The organism is Sphingomonas sp. FW306-1B-B10E (genome assembly GCF_058782005.1).
The window spans coordinates 85,396-105,542 of sequence record NZ_JBYSXG010000010.1; the positions used below are offsets into that span (position 1 = coordinate 85,396).

General features: G+C 67.4%; 14 protein-coding genes. 7 read left to right on the plus strand and 7 right to left on the minus strand.

Annotated elements, in window-relative coordinates; translation table 11 throughout:
• Positions 1 to 2 precede the first annotated feature (2 nt).
• Both AC3WJI_RS06250 and AC3WJI_RS06255 read left to right on the plus strand, forming a co-directional pair.
• On the plus strand, positions 3 to 2,063 hold the full coding sequence (locus AC3WJI_RS06250; RefSeq protein ID WP_492756391.1) for a response regulator: 2,061 nt from the start codon (positions 3 to 5) through the stop codon (positions 2,061 to 2,063).
• A gap of 38 nt (positions 2,064 to 2,101) precedes the next feature.
• The gene (locus tag AC3WJI_RS06255; RefSeq protein ID WP_492756392.1) at positions 2,102 to 2,875 is read left to right on the plus strand and encodes a helix-turn-helix domain-containing protein; all 774 of its coding nucleotides are present in this window, start codon (positions 2,102 to 2,104) and stop codon (positions 2,873 to 2,875) included.
• Positions 2,876 to 2,891: 16 nt separating this feature from the next.
• Here AC3WJI_RS06255 and nagA read toward each other — a convergent pair whose 3' ends face one another.
• From nagA to AC3WJI_RS06270, 3 genes are read right to left on the minus strand one after another with little or no spacing between them, the layout of a single operon-like run.
• A complete protein-coding gene (nagA, locus tag AC3WJI_RS06260) occupies positions 2,892 to 4,037 on the minus strand; it encodes an N-acetylglucosamine-6-phosphate deacetylase (RefSeq protein ID WP_492756393.1) in 1,146 nt (381 codons plus the stop codon).
• Entirely contained in the window at positions 4,037 to 5,104 is a 1,068-nt protein-coding gene (locus tag AC3WJI_RS06265; RefSeq protein WP_492756406.1) for an SIS domain-containing protein, read from the minus strand. The genes nagA and AC3WJI_RS06265 overlap by 1 nt, the downstream gene beginning before the upstream one ends.
• Positions 5,070 to 5,813, minus strand: coding sequence for a GntR family transcriptional regulator (locus tag AC3WJI_RS06270; RefSeq protein ID WP_492756407.1), 744 nt, complete (start codon positions 5,811 to 5,813; stop codon positions 5,070 to 5,072). The genes AC3WJI_RS06265 and AC3WJI_RS06270 overlap by 35 nt, the downstream gene beginning before the upstream one ends.
• Before the next feature lie 208 nt (positions 5,814 to 6,021).
• Here AC3WJI_RS06270 and AC3WJI_RS06275 point away from each other — a divergent pair, with 208 nt between their 5' ends.
• The 4 genes from AC3WJI_RS06275 to nagE are packed head-to-tail and all read left to right on the plus strand — an operon-like array spanning position 6,022 to position 15,183.
• Positions 6,022 to 8,703, plus strand: coding sequence for a TonB-dependent receptor (locus AC3WJI_RS06275; RefSeq protein WP_492756394.1), 2,682 nt, complete (start codon positions 6,022 to 6,024; stop codon positions 8,701 to 8,703).
• A gap of 44 nt (positions 8,704 to 8,747) precedes the next feature.
• Positions 8,748 to 10,979, plus strand: a complete 2,232-nt coding sequence (locus AC3WJI_RS06280) for a beta-N-acetylhexosaminidase (RefSeq protein ID WP_492756395.1) — start codon at positions 8,748 to 8,750, stop codon at positions 10,977 to 10,979.
• An 8-nt stretch (positions 10,980 to 10,987) separates the two neighbouring features.
• A complete protein-coding gene (ptsP, locus tag AC3WJI_RS06285; protein ID WP_492756396.1) occupies positions 10,988 to 13,441 on the plus strand; it encodes a phosphoenolpyruvate--protein phosphotransferase in 2,454 nt (817 codons plus the stop codon).
• Positions 13,438 to 15,183 carry an N-acetylglucosamine-specific PTS transporter subunit IIBC gene (nagE, locus tag AC3WJI_RS06290; protein ID WP_492756397.1) on the plus strand — a complete coding sequence of 582 codons (1,746 nt, stop codon included), beginning with the start codon at positions 13,438 to 13,440 and terminating at the stop codon, positions 15,181 to 15,183. Before ptsP ends, nagE begins: the two co-directional genes overlap by 4 nt.
• Here the strand turns inward: nagE and AC3WJI_RS06295 are convergent.
• Positions 15,176 to 15,433 carry a hypothetical protein gene (locus AC3WJI_RS06295; RefSeq protein ID WP_492756398.1) on the minus strand — a complete coding sequence of 86 codons (258 nt, stop codon included), beginning with the start codon at positions 15,431 to 15,433 and terminating at the stop codon, positions 15,176 to 15,178. The genes nagE and AC3WJI_RS06295 overlap by 8 nt on opposite strands.
• A gap of 214 nt (positions 15,434 to 15,647) precedes the next feature.
• On the opposite strand from AC3WJI_RS06295, the gene AC3WJI_RS06300 reads away from it, so the two are divergent.
• Positions 15,648 to 16,343, plus strand: a complete 696-nt coding sequence (locus AC3WJI_RS06300; protein ID WP_492756399.1) for a FadR/GntR family transcriptional regulator — start codon at positions 15,648 to 15,650, stop codon at positions 16,341 to 16,343.
• Positions 16,344 to 16,458: 115 nt separating this feature from the next.
• Here the strand turns inward: AC3WJI_RS06300 and AC3WJI_RS06305 are convergent, their stop codons facing one another.
• Genes AC3WJI_RS06305 through AC3WJI_RS06315 form a run of 3 tightly spaced genes read right to left on the minus strand, consistent with a single transcriptional unit; the run spans position 16,459 to position 20,091 of the window.
• Positions 16,459 to 17,853, minus strand: a complete 1,395-nt coding sequence (locus tag AC3WJI_RS06305) for an efflux transporter outer membrane subunit (protein ID WP_492756400.1) — start codon at positions 17,851 to 17,853, stop codon at positions 16,459 to 16,461.
• Between the two features lie 4 nt (positions 17,854 to 17,857).
• Positions 17,858 to 18,961, minus strand: coding sequence for an ABC transporter permease (locus AC3WJI_RS06310; protein ID WP_492756401.1), 1,104 nt, complete (start codon positions 18,959 to 18,961; stop codon positions 17,858 to 17,860).
• Complete coding sequence (locus AC3WJI_RS06315; protein WP_492756402.1) at positions 18,961 to 20,091, minus strand: ABC transporter permease; 1,131 nt, start codon at positions 20,089 to 20,091, stop codon at positions 18,961 to 18,963. Before AC3WJI_RS06315 ends, AC3WJI_RS06310 begins: the two co-directional genes overlap by 1 nt.
• Positions 20,092 to 20,147 lie beyond the last annotated feature (56 nt).

The following is a 20,147-nucleotide window of genomic DNA, read 5'->3' on the forward strand; positions in this document are numbered from 1 at the left end:
GGATGCGCGCAAAGACACCGCCCATTCTTACCGCGACGATTGCAGAGGCGACTTTGGTGACGGACCCCCAGGCCATCGAGGACCGCGCGAAGGTGCTCGTCGTCGACGATGACGAACGCAATCTGCTCGCGATCACCAATGTGCTCGAAGATGTCGCCGAAGTCGTCGTCGCCAATTCGGGCGAGGAGGCGCTGCGCCAGCTGCTCAAGACCGAATTCGCCGTCATCCTGCTCGACGTCTACATGCCCGGCCTCGACGGCTACGAGACCGCGCAGATCATCCGTTCGCGCGAGCAGACAAAGCGGGTGCCGATCGTCTTCCTCTCGGCGGTGAACAAGGAGAGCGAGCACCTCATCCGCGGCTATTCGATGGGCGCGGTCGATTATGTGTTCAAGCCGGTCGAGCCGGTGGTGATCCGCTCGAAGGTCGCGGTGTTCGTCGACCTGTTCCTGATGACCCGCGAAATCCAGCGCAAGGCGCGCCAGGAGCAGGCGCTGCTCGACGCCAACCTGCGCGCCAATGCCGAGCGGCTGCGCGTCGAGCAGGAACTGCGCCTCGCCGAGCAGCGCCAGGCGGCGATCATCGAATCCCTCCCGATCATCCTCTATCTCGAGGAGATCCACGCCGATCCGCGCATCCCCAAGTTCGTCAGCGGCAATTTCCCCGCGCTCACCGGCTATGCGTTCGAGGATATCCAGGCGGCGCCGAGCCTGTGGGTCGAGCGGCTCCATCCCGAGGATCGCGAGCGCGCTGTCGAGGCGTTCGCCGCGCGACGGAGCGGGCAATCGCTGTCGGTGGAGTATCGCTGGCAGTGCGCAGATGGCCAGTACAAGCATTTCCTCGACCAAGTGGTGCTGCTGCGCGACTCGCTCGGCAATCCGGTCGAGTTCGCCGGCACGCTGCTCGACGTCACCGATCGCAAGGAGCTCGAAAGCCAGCTCACCCAGGCGCGCAAGATGGACGCGATCGGCCAGCTTACCGGGGGGATCGCCCACGATTTCAACAACCTGCTCGCCGCAGTGCTCGGCGGACTGGGAATGATCGAGCGGCGCGTGCCACTGAGCGACGATCAGGCGAAGATCGTCGGCATGACCCGCCACGCCGCCGAGCAGGGCGCCGAACTGGTCAAGCATCTGCTCGCCTTCGCGCGCCGCCAGAAGCTCGAGCCCGCGTCGATCCAGATACCGCGGCTCGCCCAGTCGGTGACCAGCCTGCTCGCGCATACGCTGGGGGGGATGGTCGAGCTCGACTGGAGGCTGTCGGACACCGTGTCGCCGGTCTACGCCGATGCCGCGCAGCTCGAACTCGCGGTGATGAACCTGATAATCAACGCCCGCGATGCGATGCCCGAGGGCGGCGTGGTCACCGTCGCCGCCGAGGATCGCGAGATCGTCGAGCAGGTCGGCCGTACCGGCCTGGCGCCCGGCCATTATGTCGTGATCGGCGTCGGCGATACCGGCTGTGGGATCGCGCCCGAGCTGATCCAGCAAGTGCTCGAGCCTTTCTTCACCACCAAGCCGGTGGGCAAGGGCACCGGGCTCGGGCTCAGCATGGTCTATGGCTTCGCCCAGCAATCGGGCGGCGAGGTCCGGGTGGACAGCGAGCTCGGCAAGGGGACGTGCGTCGAAATCTGGCTGCCACGCGCGCCGGAGACCGCGACAGAGATGGTCCTCGCGATCCCCGATGATGCCCTGGACGCGTCGGCCACGGCGTTGAAGATCTTGCTCGTCGACGATCATGACGGCGTGCGCGCGACGACCGCCGCGCTGCTCGAGGATCTCGGCCACCAGGTGATCCACGTCGCCGAAGGCGCGCTCGCGCTCGAGACCTTCCGCGAGGATCCCACGGCGTTCGACCTGCTGATCACCGATTATGCGATGCCGCGTATGTCCGGCGCGGAGCTGGTCCGCCAGATCCGCAGCGAAAGCGCAAATTTCCCGGCGTTGATCATTACCGGCTATGCGCAGACCGATCTCAACGCGGCCGAGAGCCCCGACGTTCGGTTCCTCAGCAAGCCGTTCACGCCCGATCAGCTCAAGACGGCGCTCCGCGAGCGGCGGTGAACACGCGTAACGCGCATGGTGCAGAGAATGCTCGCTCGATGCGCGACGGCCTGCTGGCCCTGACTGAGCGCGAGAAGGAGACGCTGCGGCTGCTCCTTCGTGGCCATGACGCGAAGTCGATTGCGCAGAGCCTTGGGCTGTCGGTTCATACGGTTAACGAGCGCCTGCGCGATGCGCGCGGCAAACTGAGCGTGTCGAGCAGCCGGGAGGCGGCGCGGCTGCTCGCCGAAGCCGAGCAGGATCGCCCCAATTCCCTCGTATACAAGTCAATAGGGGTGGCCGAGGAGGCCGAAGAAGGCCTTGTTCCAGAGCATGCGGATCACCGGCGGAGCGTCGCTCACCGGCTCGCTTGGCTCAGTGGAGGAATGCTCATCATGTCGCTTGTCATCGCAGCAGCCATCGTCGCGTCGGTCGTGCATGGCGGCGCCACCGCCGAGGCTCCCGGGCCGCAGCCGGCACCCCCTGTGTCCGCTGCCCCGGCCAGCCTGGACGCGGCGCGCAATTGGATGGCGCTGATCGATCAGCAGCGCTGGGAGGAAAGCTGGCGCGCCGCCGCGACCTCGTTCCGGTCCCAGATTTCCGCCCCGCAATGGGCGTCGACAGTTCAGCCGGTACGGCAGCCGCTGGGGGCGGTATCCTCGCGCACCTTTCAGAGCGTAACGAAGAGCACGTCGCTGCCCGGCGCGCCGGTTGGGGACTATGAAGTGCTCCAGTTTCGGACCAGCTTCGCGCAACGGAAAGCCGCGGTCGAGACGGTCATCCTCACGCACGAGGGCGCCGGCTGGAAGGTGGCAGGCTATTTCATCCGCTAAGCGTGAACGGTAGCTTTTAGCCCGCCTTGCTGCTGACGCCGCCGATCCAAGTCTCGGTGACGCCAAAATCCGCATCGACGGCGACGAGATCGGCACGGTAGCCCTTCGCGATCTCGCCCAGGCTATCGGCAAGGCCGAGGAACGCGGCGGGGGCGTGTGAGGCCATGCAGGCGGCGGTCTCGATCGACGTGCCGAGCATGTTCACGGTGTTGGCGAGCGCCGTGACCATGTCGAGATGCGAGCCGGCGATCGTGCCGTCTACGTCGCGGCAAATTCCGTCGATCACGCGGATCGTGCGGCCCTGGAGGACAAAGGTGTCGGAATCGCTGCCGACGGTTGGCATTGCGTCGGTGACCAGCATCAATTGCTCGGGCGGCTTGCAGCGCAGTGCAATGCCCAACGTGGTCGGGCTGACATGCTGCCCGTCGACGATGATCCCGCAGATCAGCTCGGAGCGTTCGAGCGAAGCGCCAGTAAGCCCCGGCGCGCGCGAAGTGAGCGGCGACATCGCGTTGAACAAGTGGGTGATTCCGGTGACCCCCGCCTCGACCGCCGCGATCGACTGTTCGTAGGTCGCGTTGCTGTGGCCGGCGGCGACGATCACGCCCGCATCGACGAGGCGGCGAATCGTCGCGGGATCGGTCTGCTCGGGCGCGAGCGTCACCAGTGTGACGCCGCGCTTGAGCGAGGTCAAAGCAGCGACGCCTTCGTCGTCGAGCGGGCGGATTTTGTCGGAGCGATGGATGCCGCGCCGTTCGACGTTGAGAAACGGACCCTCGATATGGATGCCGAGCACCCCCGGAACGCCCTGCTCGATCGCGGCGTCGACCGCGGCGACCGCCTCGCGGATCACTGCGATGTCGTCGCTGATCAGGGTCGGCAGGAAGCCGGTGGTGCCGAAGCGGCGATGCGCGGCGCCGATCGCGGCGATGCCCTCGGCAGTCGGCGAATCGTTGAACAGCACGCCGCCGCCGCCATTGACCTGGGTGTCGATGAAGCCGGGGAACAGCATCGCGTCGGCGAGATCGCGGCGCTGAGCGTCGGCGGGGACTTCGTTCGCGGGAACTACGCCGGCGATGCGATCGCCGTCGAGCAGCACGGCTTCGCCGTCGCGAAGAATGCCGGCGCGGAGCACGCGGCCATTGACGAGAGCAGTGAGCATCAGACGGTTTCGGTGACCTTGGCGAGCAGGGGAGGACGGTCGGGATCGAACCCGCGACGCAGCGAAAGCGCGTTGGCCGCGCGATAAAAGGCCTGGATCTGGAGCATCGGCTCGATCGCCGGATGCGCGGCCGGGTGCGGCAGCTGGATCGCGCCGGGCACGTCGCCGCCGCTCACCAGCACATCGCCGCCGCGCCCGACGACTTCGGCGACCAGCTCATCGACGCCGTCGGCGGTCTCATCGCCCTGCCGGAAGACGAGCAAGGGGAAATCCGGGCCGACCAGCGCCATCGGGCCGTGGCGGACCTCGGCGGCGCTGAACGCCTCGGCGTGGAGCCCGCAGGTCTCCTTGAACTTGAGCGCCGCTTCTTGCGCGATGCCGAAGCCCAGGCCCCGGCCGATGACATAGAGCCCGCGCGCCTGGGCGAGCCGATCGACCATCGGCGACCAGTCCGCTTCCCACGCCCGCTCCAGCAGCGCCGGCGCGCCGTGAAGCGCTTCGAGCAATTCGCCGTCGCCGGCCCATTCGCCGACCAGATGCAGCAATGCCGCCAGGCTGGCGATATACGACTTGGTCGCGGCGACGCTTACTTCCGCGCCGGCGTGGAGCGGCAGGAAGGTGTCTGCCTCTTCGGCGAGCGGCGAATCGGCGGTATTGCCGAGCGCCACGGTGCGCGCGCCGCCCTGCTTGGCCGCGCGCATCGCTGAGAGGATGTCGGGGCTCTTGCCCGATTGCGAGATGCCGATCGCCAGCATGTCGGTGAGGTTCGCCGACGCGCCGTAGACCGACGAGATGGACGGGGCGGCGGAGGTGGTCAGCACCCCCAGGCGGGTCTCAATCAGATATTTGCCGAACAAGGCGGCGTGATCCGAGCTGCCGCGCGCGCAGGTCAGCACGCCGCGCGGCGGCGCTGCTCGTAGCTGGCTCGCGAGCGCAGTCACGGCGGTCTGGTTGGCGGCGAGCTGGCGGCGCACGACGGCGGCGGCTTCGCCCGCCTCGTGAAACATCTTCGTTTCGGAATTCGTCACAATATCAGCCTCGTGTATCGAGTTCGGCGACGAAATCATATGCGTCGCCACGGTACCAGCTCTGGGTCGCCTCGATCACGCGGCCATCGGCGAGGAACCCGCGTCGCTCGATGTAAAGACCCGGCGCGCCGGCATCGGTACCGAGCAATTCGGCCTGCTCGGCGTTGAAAAGCACCGCGCGCAACCGCTGGAGCGCGCGCACCGGGCGGTTGCCGGTGACTTCGAGTGCGGCATAGAGCGACGCCCCAACGACTTCCTCGCTGTCGAGCCCGAAGCCGGGAATCGTCGAATATTCGATCGCCATCGCGGTATCGTCGGCGAAGCGGATGCGATTGAAGCGATAGACCGCAGTGCCTGGGCTCAATCCCAGGGTGAGCGCCTCGTCCGGCGTCACGGCGCCCGAGGAGCGGCCGATCCATTCGCTGCGCACCGTGCGTCCGCGCGCGGCCATGTCCTCGGAAAAGGACGAGAGCTTGGCGAATTGCTTCTCGACGCGGCTGGCGACGAAGGTGCCGGCCCCGTGACGGCGGACGAGGAGCCCTTCGTTGACCAAGGTGTCCAGCGCCTTGCGCAGGGTGATTCGCGAGACCGAGAGATCCGCGGCGAGGTCACGCTCGGCAGGCAGCGCTTCGTTGGGCTTGAGCACCTGGTCGCGTAACGCATCGCGCAGCGCATCCTCAAGCCGCCGGTAGAGCGGCCCGCCACCGGTCCCATCGAGAGGTCGTATCTTTTCGGCCAGAAGCGGCATTGCGGTTTCTACCATTGGGCGCAGGCATCTTGAAGGGCAATACTAATACCAATGGCATACCACAAGCTACCCAAAAAATGCGCTGCGACGTCACATTAGTGAAAGAATCCCTCTTGACGCCCGTATTGGTCTGACGGATGGTCCGCGTAATGGTATGCAACTGGTATAAAAAAGACATGCCACTACTGGGATCATAAGGGGATGAAACATGGAGATTCGAGGTCTGCTTATTGGCACCGTCAGCGCCCTGGCGCTGTTCTCGAGTGCCGCACACGCACAAACGGCTGATGAGACGCCAACCGCCGCCGAGACGCAGGAGGGTGAGGACGTCGTCGTCACCGGCATCCGCGCCTCGCAGCAAGCCTCGATCGACGCGAAGCGGCTGTCGCCGGTCATCGCCGACATCATCTCCGCCGAGGATATCGGCAAATTCCCCGACAAGAACGTCGCCGAGGCGCTGCAGCGCGTTCCCGGCGTCGTGATCAACCGCGAATTCGGGGAGGGCGAGCGCGTTTCGCTGCGTGGCACTGCGCCGAACCTCACCAAGACGCTGGTCAACGGGCACGGGATCGCCACCGCCGACTGGTTCATCCTCGACCAGCTCGCCGCGACGCGCTCGTTCAACTACCTGACGCTGCCGGCCGAGATCGTCGGACAGCTCGACGTCTACAAATCGCCCCAGGCCGATGTCGAGGAAGGCGGGATCGGCGGCACGATCAACGTCCATACCCGCCACCCGCTCGATCTGCCGCGCTGGTCGCTCAATGCCTCGGTGCAGGCTGCCTATACCGAGCGGTCGGACAAGTTCGATCCGCAGGCCTCCGGGCTGCTCAGCTGGAAGAACGACGCCGGGACGTTCGGCGTCCTCGTCGGCGGGGTCTATCAGAAGCGCCGACTGCGCCGCGACGGTGTAGAGGTGCTCGGCTATCAGCCGGTTACCGTCGGCGGCCAGACCGCGCAGGTCCCGTCGCTGATCGGCTCGGCGCTGTTCCAGCAGGAGCGCGAGCGCTATGGGGGCAATGTCGAGCTGCAGTTCAAGCCGAGCGACAGCCTCGAGATCGTCGCGACCGGCCTCTATTCGCGCTTCAACGCATCGAACTTCAACCAGAACTACCTCGCCTGGACCGCCAACGCGCTGGGCGGCGGCGGCACGCTGACCAATGCGACGGTGGAAGACGCGACCGTCGTCAAGGGCACCGTCACTTCGGTTCCGGGCGGCCGCGCGGTCGTCTACGACTCGATCTACCGTGACGCGTTCGCCGAGACCTATTCGGCCGACCTCGACCTGACCTGGCACACCGGCAGCGACGGCGTCCTGCACCTGAAGGGCGGCTATACTCGCGCGCGCGGCAAAACTCAGGACCAGCCTTTCTACGAGGGCGGCGCTCCCGGCGCCTTCACCTTCGACATCACCGGCCGGGTACCGCAGGTGACCTTCACTGGCATCGATCCGACGGCACCGAACAACCTTTTCTTCGATTTCGCCTCGCTGCATCAGGTCGGCAATTCGGACAAGGAGAAGTACGCCTACGCCGATTTCGAGCAGCCCATCGGCGGTGCGATTTCGTCGATCAAGGTGGGCGGCAAGTACACCGACCATGATCGTAACGCCTATTTCTACGCCACGACGTACGGCAGCTTCTTCGTGCCGCTCGCGGCAACCGGCTGCGGCGGGCGCGCCTGCCTATCGTCGGACTTCGCCGGCGGATCGCTGCCCGACGACTTCCTCGACAACATCGCGCTGCCGGGCACGCTGACCAACTATTTCAACATCGACACCGCCAAGCTCCAGCAGATCCTCGGTTCGCAGCCCGAGGCCAATCGGGCGCGCGTGCTCAATCCGCCGGAAAACTATTCGATCAACGAGAAGACCTATGGCGGCTACGCCATGATCAAGGTCGGCGAACCGGAGGTGCAGGGCCTGCATGCCAATATCGGGCTGCGGGTGATCCACACCGAACAGACGTCGCGCGGCAACCAGCTTGGCGTTCCGGCCGGAACGCCGGGGGCGGTCGACAATCCGTTCGGCACGTTCGCGCCGATCGAAGTGCGCCGCAGCTACACGGACTTCCTGCCGGCGGTGAACGTCTGGTTCGATCTGAGCCCGGAGATGATCCTGCGCTTCGGCGCCGGGCGCTCGATCGCGCGGCCGGACTATACCGACATCGTCCCCCGCGTCAGCCTCAATCCGGGTACGCTGACCGGCGACGGCGGCGATCCCAGCGTCAACCGCTACGAATCGGACGACTACAACCTCAGCCTCGAATGGTATCCCGATCGCGAGACGATCTTCGCCGGCGCGCTCTATTACAAGAACATCGCCAGCTACATCGTCAACCGGACGACGCAGGAGGTGTTCCCCGTCCAGACCACGACGCCGAACCTGTCGCGCTGCTCGGTCGTCAATGCCGGCCAGCAGCTCTACAGCTGCCTGTTCGACATCAACCGGCGCTCGAACGGCGCGGGCGGGCGCAATTTTGGTGTCGAGCTGCAGGCGTCGCGGCGCCTGTTCGGACCGTTCGGCGCGATCGTGAACTACACCTATTCCGACGCCAAGTCGGACAGCGGCGATCCGATCCCGGGCAACTCGAAGCACTCGCTCAACCTGACCGGCTATTTCGAGAATGACTGGCTATCGCTGCGGGCATCGTACAATTACCGCTCGGCGTTCTTCATCAACATCGACCGCGCCTCGCCGCTCAACCAGGGCAAGACCGAGTCGCTCGACGCTTCGTTGAACCTCAAGGTCACCGACTTCCTGTCGCTCACCGCCGATGCAGTGAACCTGACCAACAACAAGATCTACCAATATTCCGGCACGCAGACGCGCTTCCGCGCGCTCTACGACAATGGCCGGATCGTTTATGCGGGCATCCGGGTAAAGTTCTGACGCTTCCCGACGGATGAGGGACAAGGCATGATGATGATGTGCGAATGTTGATTGCCTTGTTGCTTGCCGCCGCTCCAGCCGGAGCGGCGGAGCCCGACCTGCTCCCCGTGCCCGCCGCAATGGCGGTGCATGGGGAAGGGTTCGTATTGCGTTCGGGCACGCCGGTCGTCGCGCGCGATGCGGGCGAGCGCAACGCCGCGGCGCGGCTCACCGAACTGATGGCGAGCCAGCGCGTACGGCTGTCGAAGACTACGAAAAAGGCGCGGGGTCCGACGGTTTCGTTCGTGCGGCGGCCGGGTTTCGCGGCGGAAGGCTATCGGCTCGAAACCGGACCCGGCGGCGCGACGATCACTGCTTCGAGCGATGCGGGGCTGCTCTACGGCGCAGTGACCTTGTGGCAGCTGGCGACGCAGGGCGACGCCGCGCACCGCATTCCCAGTGTGACGATCAACGACAGTCCACGCTTCGGCTGGCGCGGGCTGATGCTCGATAGCGCGCGTCACTTCCAGTCGCCGGCCTATGTTCGGCAGCTGATCGACTGGATGGCGGTCAACAAGCTCAACACGCTCCACTGGCATCTGGTCGACGACCAGGGCTGGCGGATCGAGATCAAGAAATATCCCAAGCTCACCGCAATCTCGGGCTGGCGCCACCCCGCCACCGCGGCGGGGGCGCCGCAGCTGCCGCAGGTCGGCGGCTTCTATTCGCAGGGCGAGATCAAGGCGATCGTTGCCTACGCAGCGCAGCGCAACGTCACGATCATCCCCGAGATCGAGATGCCGGGCCATGCGCTCGCGGCGATCCGCGCTTATCCCGAGCTCGGCACCGGCGTGCCGATTCCGCCGGGCACCGAGAGCGATTGGGGGGTCTTTCCCTGGCTCTACAATTTCGACGATAGCACGTTCACTTTCCTGGAGAATGTTCTCGACGAAGTGATGGCGCTGTTCCCGTCGCGCTACATTCATGTCGGCGGCGACGAGGCGACCAAGGAGCAATGGAAGGGATCGGCCAGGATCCAGGCGCAGATGAAGGCGCTCGGCATCAAGGACGAGACCGCGCTGCAGGCGGCGTTCATGCACCGCATCGGCGAATATTTGACCAAGCGCGGACGCAAGCTGATCGGCTGGGACGAGATCCTCGAAGGCGAAGACGTGCCCGCGGACGCGACGATCACCTCTTGGCGCGGGACCGACGGCGCGATCACCGCGGCCAAGGCCGGGCACGACGCGGTACTCGCCCCGTCGCCCACCTTGTATTTCGATCGCCGCCAGGGTGCCGGGGAAAGCGAGCCGCCCGGCCGCCCCGACGTGCGGGACCTACGGACGATCTACAATTTCGAGCCCGTCCCCGCCGCGGTGCCGGCCGCGCAGCAGCACCATATTCTCGGACTTCAGGGGAATTTGTTCACCGAGCATGTTCGCACCGAGGATCGTGCGACCTGGATGACCTTCCCGCGTGCCTCGGCGATCGCCGAAGTCGGCTGGGCCGCGAAGGCACCGCGCGATTACGGGGCTTTCGTCGACCGGCTGATCCCGCAGCTCGACCGGATGCGGCCGCTCGGGCTGCGGCCCGCCTCCAGCGCATTCGCGGTGACACCGACTTACAGCTACGTTCCCGGCAGCAAGCGCGCGACGGTGACTCTCGCCAACCAGTCCGGGCTCGAGATGCGCTTCACCACCGACGGCAGTCCCGTGGGCCCGGCATCGCCGGTCTATCACGGGCCGGTGACGGTGACATTCCCCGCCAAGCTCAATGCGGTCGCGTTCCACAACGGACGGGCATTGCCGGGCGCGCTGGCGGAGACCGTCACCGCGCAACGCATGCGCTGGCGCAGCGACGAAATGCTCAAGACTTGCACCAGCCGGGTTCCGCTCGCGCTGGAGGACGATTATCCGGCGACGGGCAAGCGCGCGATATTCGTCACCGATCTGTTCAATCCGTGCTGGCAATGGGAGAAGGCGCCGGTCGGCGAGGCGAAGCAGATCGCGATCACCGTCGGGCAGATCCCGTTCAACTTCCAGGTCGGCAAGGATGTCGACAACATCAAGTTCGCGCCGCCGGCGACTCCCGAAGGCGAGTTCGAAGTGCGTGCCGGGACCTGCGAGGGTCCGCGGGTTGCGGTGCTGCCGCTCGCCCCTGCAGTCGGCAATCCCGGCCTGACCCGCCTCGTGGGCACCTTGGCGCCGCGGCCGGGCAGCGAGACCCTGTGCATCCGTTACACTGCCAAGGGCGTCGAGCCGATCTGGGCGGTCGACGCCGTAGAATTGATTCCGTGAGTAATCTGATGATTGACGTAGTGAAGCTGGTCGCCCCTTTCGCCGGGTGGCTCGCGCCGCTCGAGGCCGTCCCCGACCCCGTGTTCGCCGAGCGGATGATGGGCGACGGCTTTGCGATCGACCCGATCGAGGGCGTGCTGCGCGCGCCCGCGGCGGCCGAAGTGCTGTCGGTGCCCGCCACCGCGCATGCGGTGACCCTGCGGCTCGACAACGGCGCCGAACTGCTGCTCCATATCGGTCTCGAGACCGTCGCGCTGGGCGGGAAGGGGTTCGCTGCCAAGGTGGCCGCCGGTCAGCGCGTCGCAGCAGGCGATCCCCTGATCGAATTCGATCTCGACGCGGTCGCGGAAGCGGCGAAGGCACTGATCACGCCGGTGGTAGTCGCCAGCGAGGGCTATGTCCTGACCTTGGAGGCGACCGATCGCGTCGTCGAGGCAGGCACGAGCGTTGCTCGGATCGCCCCTGCCGACGCGCGCGAAGCTCGTCGCGAGGCATCTACGGAAAGCTTCGAGCGCGAGGTGATCGTCGCCGCGGCGCATGGCATTCACGCGCGCCCAGCGGCGCGGATCGCCGCTTCGCTGCGGCCCTTCGTCGCCGACGTCACGCTGGTGGCGGGCGACAAGCAGGCCAATGCACGCAGCACGGTGGCGTTGCTCGGCCTCGGCATCGGCCGTGACACTGAGGTGCGGGTGACCGGCACCGGTGCCGATGCGCGCGCGGCAGTGGATGCCGTTGCCGAACTGATCCTGTCGGGGCTCGGCGAGGAAGCCGCCGCGGCGCCCGCGGTGCCGGCGATGCGGTCGCATGGGCCGGTCTGTGCGTCGCCTGGGCTCGCGATCGGCGCGGCACTGCAGCTGCGCGCCGTCGACCAGGAAGTGCCCGAGAACGGCGCAGGCCCGGCGGCGGAGCGGGCCGCGCTCGACGCCGCGCTGGCCGAGGTCACCGGCCAGCTCACCGGCGCGCGCGGCGCTGCCGCCGAAATCGCCGAGGCGCATCGCGCGCTGCTCGACGACCCCGAGCTGGTCCGCGCTGCCAACGCCCAGATCGCTGCCGGGCACAGTGCCGGATTCGCGTGGCGGACTGCGACGGCGCAGGCGTCGGGCACGATCCGCGCGACCGGCGACGCATTGCTGATGGAGCGCGTCGCTGATCTCAAGGATGTCGAGCGCCAGGTCATCGCGGCCTTGCTCGGCACCGCCGGAGCAAGCGTTCCTGCGCTGCCCTCGGGGACGATCCTGATCGCGGACGATCTGCTGCCCTCGCAATTTCTCGCGCTCGACGCGGCCAACCTTGCGGGCATCTGCACCGCTGCGGGCGGCCCCACGTCGCATGTCGCGATCCTTGCGGCCTCGGCGGGGATCCCGATGCTGGTCGCGGCCGGCGAGGGCGTGCTGGCGATCGCCGACGGCACCGCGCTGATCCTAGACGCCGATGACGCGACCCTGGCGGTCGAGCCGAGCCCCGACGCCTTGGCGGAGGCAAGCGAGCGCCTTTCCGCTACGCGCGAGCGCCGCGCACGCGACGCGGCCGAGGCGCACGCGCCGTGCCGCATGGCCGACGGCACGCGGATCGAGATCTTCGCCAATCTCGGCTCGGTTACCGACGCGGCGGCGGCAGTCGCGGCGGGGGCCGAGGGCTGCGGGCTGCTGCGGACCGAATTCCTGTTCCTCGAGCGCGAGACCGCCCCCGACGAGGAGGAGCAGCGCGACACCTATTCGCGGATCGCCGCGACGCTCGGCGATCGGCCGCTGATCGTCCGCACGCTCGACATTGGTGGCGACAAGCCGGTGCCCTATCTGCCGATGGGCCATGAGGAAAATCCGGCGCTCGGCCTGCGCGGGGTGCGGTTGAGCCTGGCGCGGCCCGATCTGATGCGGCTTCAGCTGCGCGCGATCCTGCGCGGGGTGCCCGCGGCCCAGTGCCGGATCATGCTGCCGATGATTGCCGATCTCGGCGATTACCGGCCTGTCCGCGCGCTGCTCGCCGAAGTGCAGGCCGAATTGGGCATGGCGGAAGCGGTCCAGCTCGGGGTGATGATCGAGACGCCCGCCGCCGCTATGCTCGCCGGGCAGATCGCGCGCGAAGCCGACTTCCTGTCGATCGGGACCAACGATCTGACCCAGTACACGCTCGCGGCTGATCGCGGCAACGCGTCGGTATCGCAGCGAATCGACGCGCTGCACCCGGCGGTGCTCCGCCTGATCCGCGAGGTGGGCAAGGGCGCCAGCACGGCCGGCCGCTGGGCGGGCGTCTGCGGCGGGCTCGCCTCCGATCCGCTCGCCGCGCCGATCCTGATCGGGCTCGGCATCACCGAATTGTCGGCGACTCCCGCCGCGATCCCCGGGCTCAAGGCGGCGGTCCGCCGGCTCGACATCAACGCCTGCGTAAAGCTGGCGGAGAAGGCGTGCGACGCCGACTCCCCCGCCGACGTGCGCGCACTCGCCCGAGAGGCACTGGCATGACCTTCCGACCCGCAACCCTGCTCGCCAAGGCGCAGCCGCTCGGCCGCGCGCTGATGCTGCCGATCGCGGTGCTGCCGATCGCGGCGCTACTGCTCCGGCTGGGGCAGGCCGACCTGCTCGGCATTCCGTTCGTCGCCGCTGCCGGCGAGGCGATCTTCTCCAATCTCGGGCTGTTGTTCGCCGCGGGCGTCGCTGTGGGCCTGGCGCGCGAGAATCACGGCGCGGCGTCGCTTGCCGGCGTGGTCGCCTATCTCGTCGCGGTCGAGGGTGCCAAGGTGCTGCTGCACCTGCCGCCCGAGATCGTCTCGGCCTCCGCGATCGAGCAGGCGGCGTGGCGCGCCAAGGAGATCGGCAAGCTCAGCGTCGCCGCCGGCATCCTGGCCGGGATCACCGCGGGCGTGCTCTACAATCGCTTTTCGAACATCAAGCTGCCCGACTATCTCGCTTTCTTCGCCGGGCGCCGTTTCGTGCCGATCGTCGCGGGTCTGGCGGGGCTGATCGGCGCGGTGCTGTTCGGGCTCGGCTTCCCCTGGTTCGAGGCGGGGATCGACACGCTGAGCGGCTGGGTGCTCGGCGCCGGGCCGGCCGGACTGTTCCTGTTCGGGCTGCTCAACCGGCTGCTGCTGGTGACCGGGCTCCATCACATCCTCAACAACTTGCCCTGGTTCATCCTCGGCGACTTCAACGGCGCGACCGGCGACATCAAGCGCTTCTTTGCCGGCGACCCGACCGCCGGATCGTTCATGGCGGGCTTCTTCCCGGTGATGATGTTCGGGCTGCCCGCGGCGTGCCTGGCGATGTATCGCAACGCACTGCCTGGGCGGCGCAAGGCAGTGGGCGGGCTGCTGCTCAGCCTCGCGCTGACGTCGTTCCTCACCGGCGTCACCGAGCCGATCGAGTTCACCTTCATGTTCCTGGCGCCTGTGCTCTACGTCGTGCACGCGGTGCTCACCGGGATCGCGATGGTGCTGATGGACGCGCTGGGGGTGAAGCTCGGCTTCGGCTTCTCGGCCGGGCTGATCGACTATGTGCTGAATTACGGGCTCGCGACCAAGCCGCTGCTGCTGCTGCCGGTCGGTGCTGCCTATTTCTGGATCTATTACACGACGTTCAGCTGGTGCATCCGGCGCTTCGATTTGAAGACCCCGGGTCGCGACGCGGAGGTGACCCCTGCGGCACAGCAGGCGGCGGCGGGTGAGCGCGGAGCGGCAGTGCTCGCCGCGCTGGGCGGAAGCGGCAATCTGCGCAGCGTCGACGCATGCACGACGCGGCTGCGGCTCGTCGTCGCCGACTTTGCCGCCATCGACGAGAGTGCCTTGAAGGCGCTGGGCGCGCGCGGCGTGCTCAAGCTCGACAATGGCGCGCTGCAGGTGGTGCTAGGCCCGATCGCCGACCAAGTCGCGGGCGAAGTGCGTGCGGCGATGGCCGCGGGGCCTGCCGCCGTGTCGGCAGCACCCGTGGTCGCGGCTGCTCCGACGCCTGCACCGGTGGCAACGCCGACGCGTGCATTCGATGCTGCAGCCGTTATGGGTGCCCTCGGCGAAGGCAATATCCGCGCGGTTCGCGCCCGGGGCACGCGGTTGCTCGTCGAGCTGGCGGATCCCGCGAAGATCGACCGTTCGGCGCTGGCGCGCGGCGGGATCCTCGCGGTGCTGGTGCCCGACGATGCCGGACGGCCGGTGCATCTGATCGCCGGCGACGCGACCGCGGCACTGGCGCAGGCGCTTCAGCCGGTCAGGTAGCGCGCTGGATCAGTCCGGCGCGATCGGCCTCGACGACGTCGGCGTACGAGACTCGGCCGGTTGCGCTCTCGATCCAGCATTCGGCGTCGCCATAGCCGCCCTGGCGGACCAGCACGAACGCGCAGTCGCCGAACGGGCCGAACAATGCTGTCATCGGTCCGCCGCGCGCGGTGGGCCGGTCGACATAGACTTCGGCAAAGGCACTCATCGGCGGCAGAGTCACCGCGGCAGAGCCGCACATCGCGTCCATAACCCCTCCAGATCCGTCCCTTGTTCCGATCGCCCGGCTCTTCGGCCGAGTCCTGAATCGGTTGGACAGGTTCGAGTATGCCTCGCCGTTCGAGCGCGTCAATCGGCTTGTCACCTGCCAAAATCGTATAATCTGTCTAACCAATATGTCTTACGCGGGGTTGGCAGGGTGCTCCCTTTGCGACTAGTTTCGGACGAGAAGGGGGAGGGGCCGCGTGGCACATGGGATTGCGCATGGCGAGGGACGGCTCGCCGATCGCGCCTATTCGCAGATCGTCGAGATCATCAACGCCGGCGATCTCCAGATCGGCGACCGGCTGCCGTCCGAGCCGCGGCTCGCCGAGCGCTTCGGCATGTCGCGGACGGTGGTGCGCGAAGCTTTGGTCCGGCTCGCCGCCGACGGGATCACCGAGGCGCGGCGCGGCGCGGGCTCCTATGTCATGCGTCGGCCGTCCGAGCGGCTCGGCGCGCATATGCCGATGGCCGAATTGTCGGCGACGCTCGGCACCTATGAGGTACGCTTCGTGCTCGAGGCCGAGGCGTGCCGGCTCGCCGCGATGCGGCGCTCGCCCGAGCAGATGGAGGCGATCCAGGCCGCGATGGAGGCTTTGCGCGAGGCGCTGCACTCGAACGGCCCGGCGCATGAGGAGGATTGGGTGCTTCACCGCTCGATCTTCGAGGCGACCGCCAACCCTGCCTTCGTCGCCGCGTTCGATCATCTCAAGGAGGGAATCTACCGTATTCTGCGCGCCGGGGTCGACATCTCGCGCGCCAGGCCGCCCGAGGCGATCGGCGCGATGATCAGCGAGCATGAGATGGTGGTCGAGGCGATCCGTGCGCAGGACGCCGACGCCGCGGCGCTGGCGATGCGCTGGCATCTGTCGCAGGGGCGGAAACGATTGATGCCGTAAGGGCTGCACAAACACCCGTTCGTCCTGAGCTTGTCGAAGCACCGTTCTTCTCTGGTTCAGAAGAAAGAACGGCCCTTCGACAAGCTCAGGGAGAACGGGGAGAGTGCTGTTGGCGTTATCGCCAACCCCCGCCCAGCGCCTTGTACAGCGCGACCGCGGCTTGGCCCTTCGCCGCCTGCGCCTGGTCGGCGCGGCGTTCGGCGCCGAGCAGCGACTGGCGCGCGCGGGCCAGGGTCAGCCGGTCGTCTTCGCCGCTGGCTGCGCGCTTCTCCGCGAGCGCATAGGCCGAGCGCTCGCGGTCGAGCGCGGCTTTCGCTTCGACTTCGGCGGTGCGGGCGTTGAGGAAGCGGTTGATCGCCGCCTCGCTGTCGGCGAGCGCGCCGAGCACGGCTTTTTCGTAGCGCGCCGCGGCACCCTGCGCGCGGGCGTCGGCGGCGCGGATCTGCGCGCGGATCGTGCCGCCGGAGAAGATCGGCCAGGAGAAACTCGGGCCGATCTGCAGCCGCGTGCTGTCGCCCGACAACAGGTCGCCGGGGGTACGGGCCTGCTGGCCGAGGCTGCCGAACAGGCTAAAGCGCGGGAAGAGGTCGGCGGTGGCGACACCCACATCGGCGGTGGCGGCGGCGAGCTCGCGTTCGGCGCGGCGGATATCGGGGCGGCGTTCGAGCAGTTCGGAGCGGACACCCACCAGGATCGCGTCGGGGCTGACGGGAACGGGGGCGGGCCTGCGCAATTCGGGCGCGACCTCCTCCGGCGCCGCGCCGACCAAAGCCGCGATCCGGTACGCTGCCGCGACTGCGCTGGCTTCGGCGCTGGGCACCGCAGCAGCGCTGGTCCGCGCCGCGGCGTCTGCGCGCTCGCGCTCGAGACGCGAGGCCTCGCCGGCGGTGAACCGCAATTGCGTGAGCCTAGCAAGCTCGGCGTCCGAGCCGGCGAGCGCCCGCGCGTTGGTCGCGTCCGCCTGCGCTGCGCGGAGGTCGAAATAGCTGCGCGCGACTTCGCCGATCAGGGTCAACATCACGTCGCGCTGGCCGAACAGCGCCGCCTCGGCGCGGGCGTCGGCGGCTTCGGTCTGGCGGGTGCGGCGGCCCCAGAAATCCAATTCCCAGCTCGCATCGAAGCCGAGGTCGAACAGGCGGAACTCGCGGTCGACGCCGGGGATGTTGCCGATCGGCAGCTGGCCGTTTTCGCTCAGCCGGTTCTCGGTGACTGAGCCCTTTGCCTCGAGACTCGGCAGCCGGCCGCCGGCCACGGCGTCGCGGTTGGCGCGCGCTTCGGCGAGGCGCGCTTCGGCTTCCTTGAGATCGGGCGCGCTCGCCAGCGCGCGATTGACCAGCGCGGAGAGCTGCGGGTCGCCGAAGCTGTCCCACCAGGCGAGGTCTACCGCGCCGGGTGTGCCGGGCTCGACCCAGGGTGCCTGCGTCGCGGCGGTCGGCGCCGGACGCTGGTAATCGGGGCCGACGGTGCAGCCGGCCAAGGCAAACAGGACGAGCAGGGGGAGGCGGGGCATCAGGTCACTCCATGCGCGCGCGGAACAGCCAGGCCGACGCGGAAAGCGTCGCGCAGGCGATCAGCGCGAGCGGCCAGAGCTGGTGGAACACGGCGGCGGCGGGCATCGCCTTGAGAAACAAGCCCTGGACGATGACGAGGAAATAGCGCGCGGGGTCGAGATAGGTCACGAGCTGGAGCCAGCCGGGCATGTTGTCGATCGGGCTGGCATAGCCCGAGAGCAGGATCAGCGGAGTGGTGATCAGGAACACGCCGAGAAACGCCTGCTGCTGGGTCTTGGCCAGCGCCGAGACGAGCATGCCGAGCCCGATGAGTGCGAGCATGTACATCGCCAGGCTGAGGAAAAAGAGCAGCAGCGAGCCGGTGAACGGCACGCCGAAGACAAGCGGCGCGATAATCAAATAGAGGCTACCGTTGATCATCCCGATGATGAAGGGCGGGACCATCTTGCCGATCAGAATCTCGTGGACGCGCAAGGGCGAGACCATCAATTGGTCGAACGTCCCGAGCTCGCGCTCGCGCGCCACCGATTGCGAGGTGATCGCTAGGCCGGCGACCGAGGTGATGATTGCCACCAGCGAGGGCAAAGTGAACCAGATATAGTCGAGCGATGGATTGTACCAGTTGGTGATCACGCTGCCCGGCGGCGTTTCCGAGCCCGGCCGCGCGACGAGGTCGGCGCCGACGCTGCCGACGATCTGGCTGAGATAGCCATTGACGATCTGCGCGGCGTTAGAGCGCCGCCCGTCGAGCACCACGCCGACGGTCGCGGGCCTGCCCGCGGCGAGGTTGCGGTCGAAATCCTGGTCGATCACCAGCGCGGCGATCACCTTCTGGTTGTCGATCGCGTCGCGCAGTTCGTGCGGGCTGCGCAGCGGCACGATCCTGCGGAAATTGGGACTGCCGGCGATGCGGCTGACGATCTCGGCCGAATGCGCGCCCGAGCTGCGGTCGAGCACCGCGATATCGACATTCTTGACGTCGAGCGTCGTCGCGAAGCTGAAGATGAAGAGCTGCATCAGCGGCGGCACGAACAGCACGATCCGCGACTTGGGGTCGCGCAGCACCGCCCACATCTCCTTGACGATCATGGCATAGAGGCGGCGCATCAGTCGAGGCTTCGACGGGTAACGCGAAACGATAGCAAGAAGAACACCGCGCCGAAGCCGAGCATGAAGATGATATTGGGTAGCAATAGCACCCACTGGTCGCCGGCGAGGAACACCGATTCGAGGCTGGGTATCAGGTAGCGCGCGGGCACGAGATAAGTCAGCGCCTGGATCGGCCAGGGCATCGAGCTGATCTCGTAGATGAAGCCCGAGAGCAGGAAGGTCGGCAGGAAGGCCGAGAGCAAGGCGATCTGGCTCGCGACGAACTGGTTCTTGGTCGCCGAGGAGATGAACAGCCCGAGCCCGAGCGCGGGCATCAAGAAGGCCGATCCGACGACGAACAAGGCGAATACCGAGCCGCGGAACGGCACCCCGAACACGAACACGCCGATCACGGTGCAGAGCGCCATCGAGGCGAGCGCGAGGAGATAATAAGGGATCACCTTGCTCGCGATGAACTCGGCCATCGAGATCGGCGTGGCCATCATCGCCTCCATCGTCCCGCGCTCCCATTCGCGCGCGACGACGAGTGCGGTGAGCAGCGTGCCGATCATCGTCATCACGTTGGCGATCGATCCGGGGACGAGGAAATAGCGGCTCTTGAGCTCGGGATTGTACCAGAAGCGCGCCGACAGGCTGACCGGCGGCTCGCGCGCGGCCGGGTTGCGCTCCAGCCCCTCGGCCGCGGCCCATTGCGCGCGCACGCCTTCGCCGTACGCCGCGGCGAAATTGGCGGTGTTGGGCTGCGATCCGTCGGCAATGATCTGGATCGCAGGGGTGCGCCCGCGCTTCACCCCCTCACCGAAATCGGGCGGGATGACGATGATTGCGCGCAAATCACCCGAGACCATCTGCTCGCGCATCGGCTGGATCGTTCGCGCCATCCTGACCTCGAAATAGCGCGAGGTCTGATAGGCCTGGGCGAGGCGAAGGGCAGGGGCGCTCGAATCCTGCAGCACCAGCCCAATCCGCGTCCGGCTGGAATCGAGCGACACCGCATAGCCGAACAGGAACAGCAGGATCATCGGCAGCACGAAGGCGATGAGGAAGGTGGAAGGGTCGCGCAGGATCTGCGCGCCTTCCTTGCGCACCAGCGCGGCGAGGCGACGGGGGGAGAAGCGGGGTGTCATATAAGCCCCTCCCCTTCAGGGGTGGGGGATGTCTCGCAGAGATCCCGCCCGCGGAC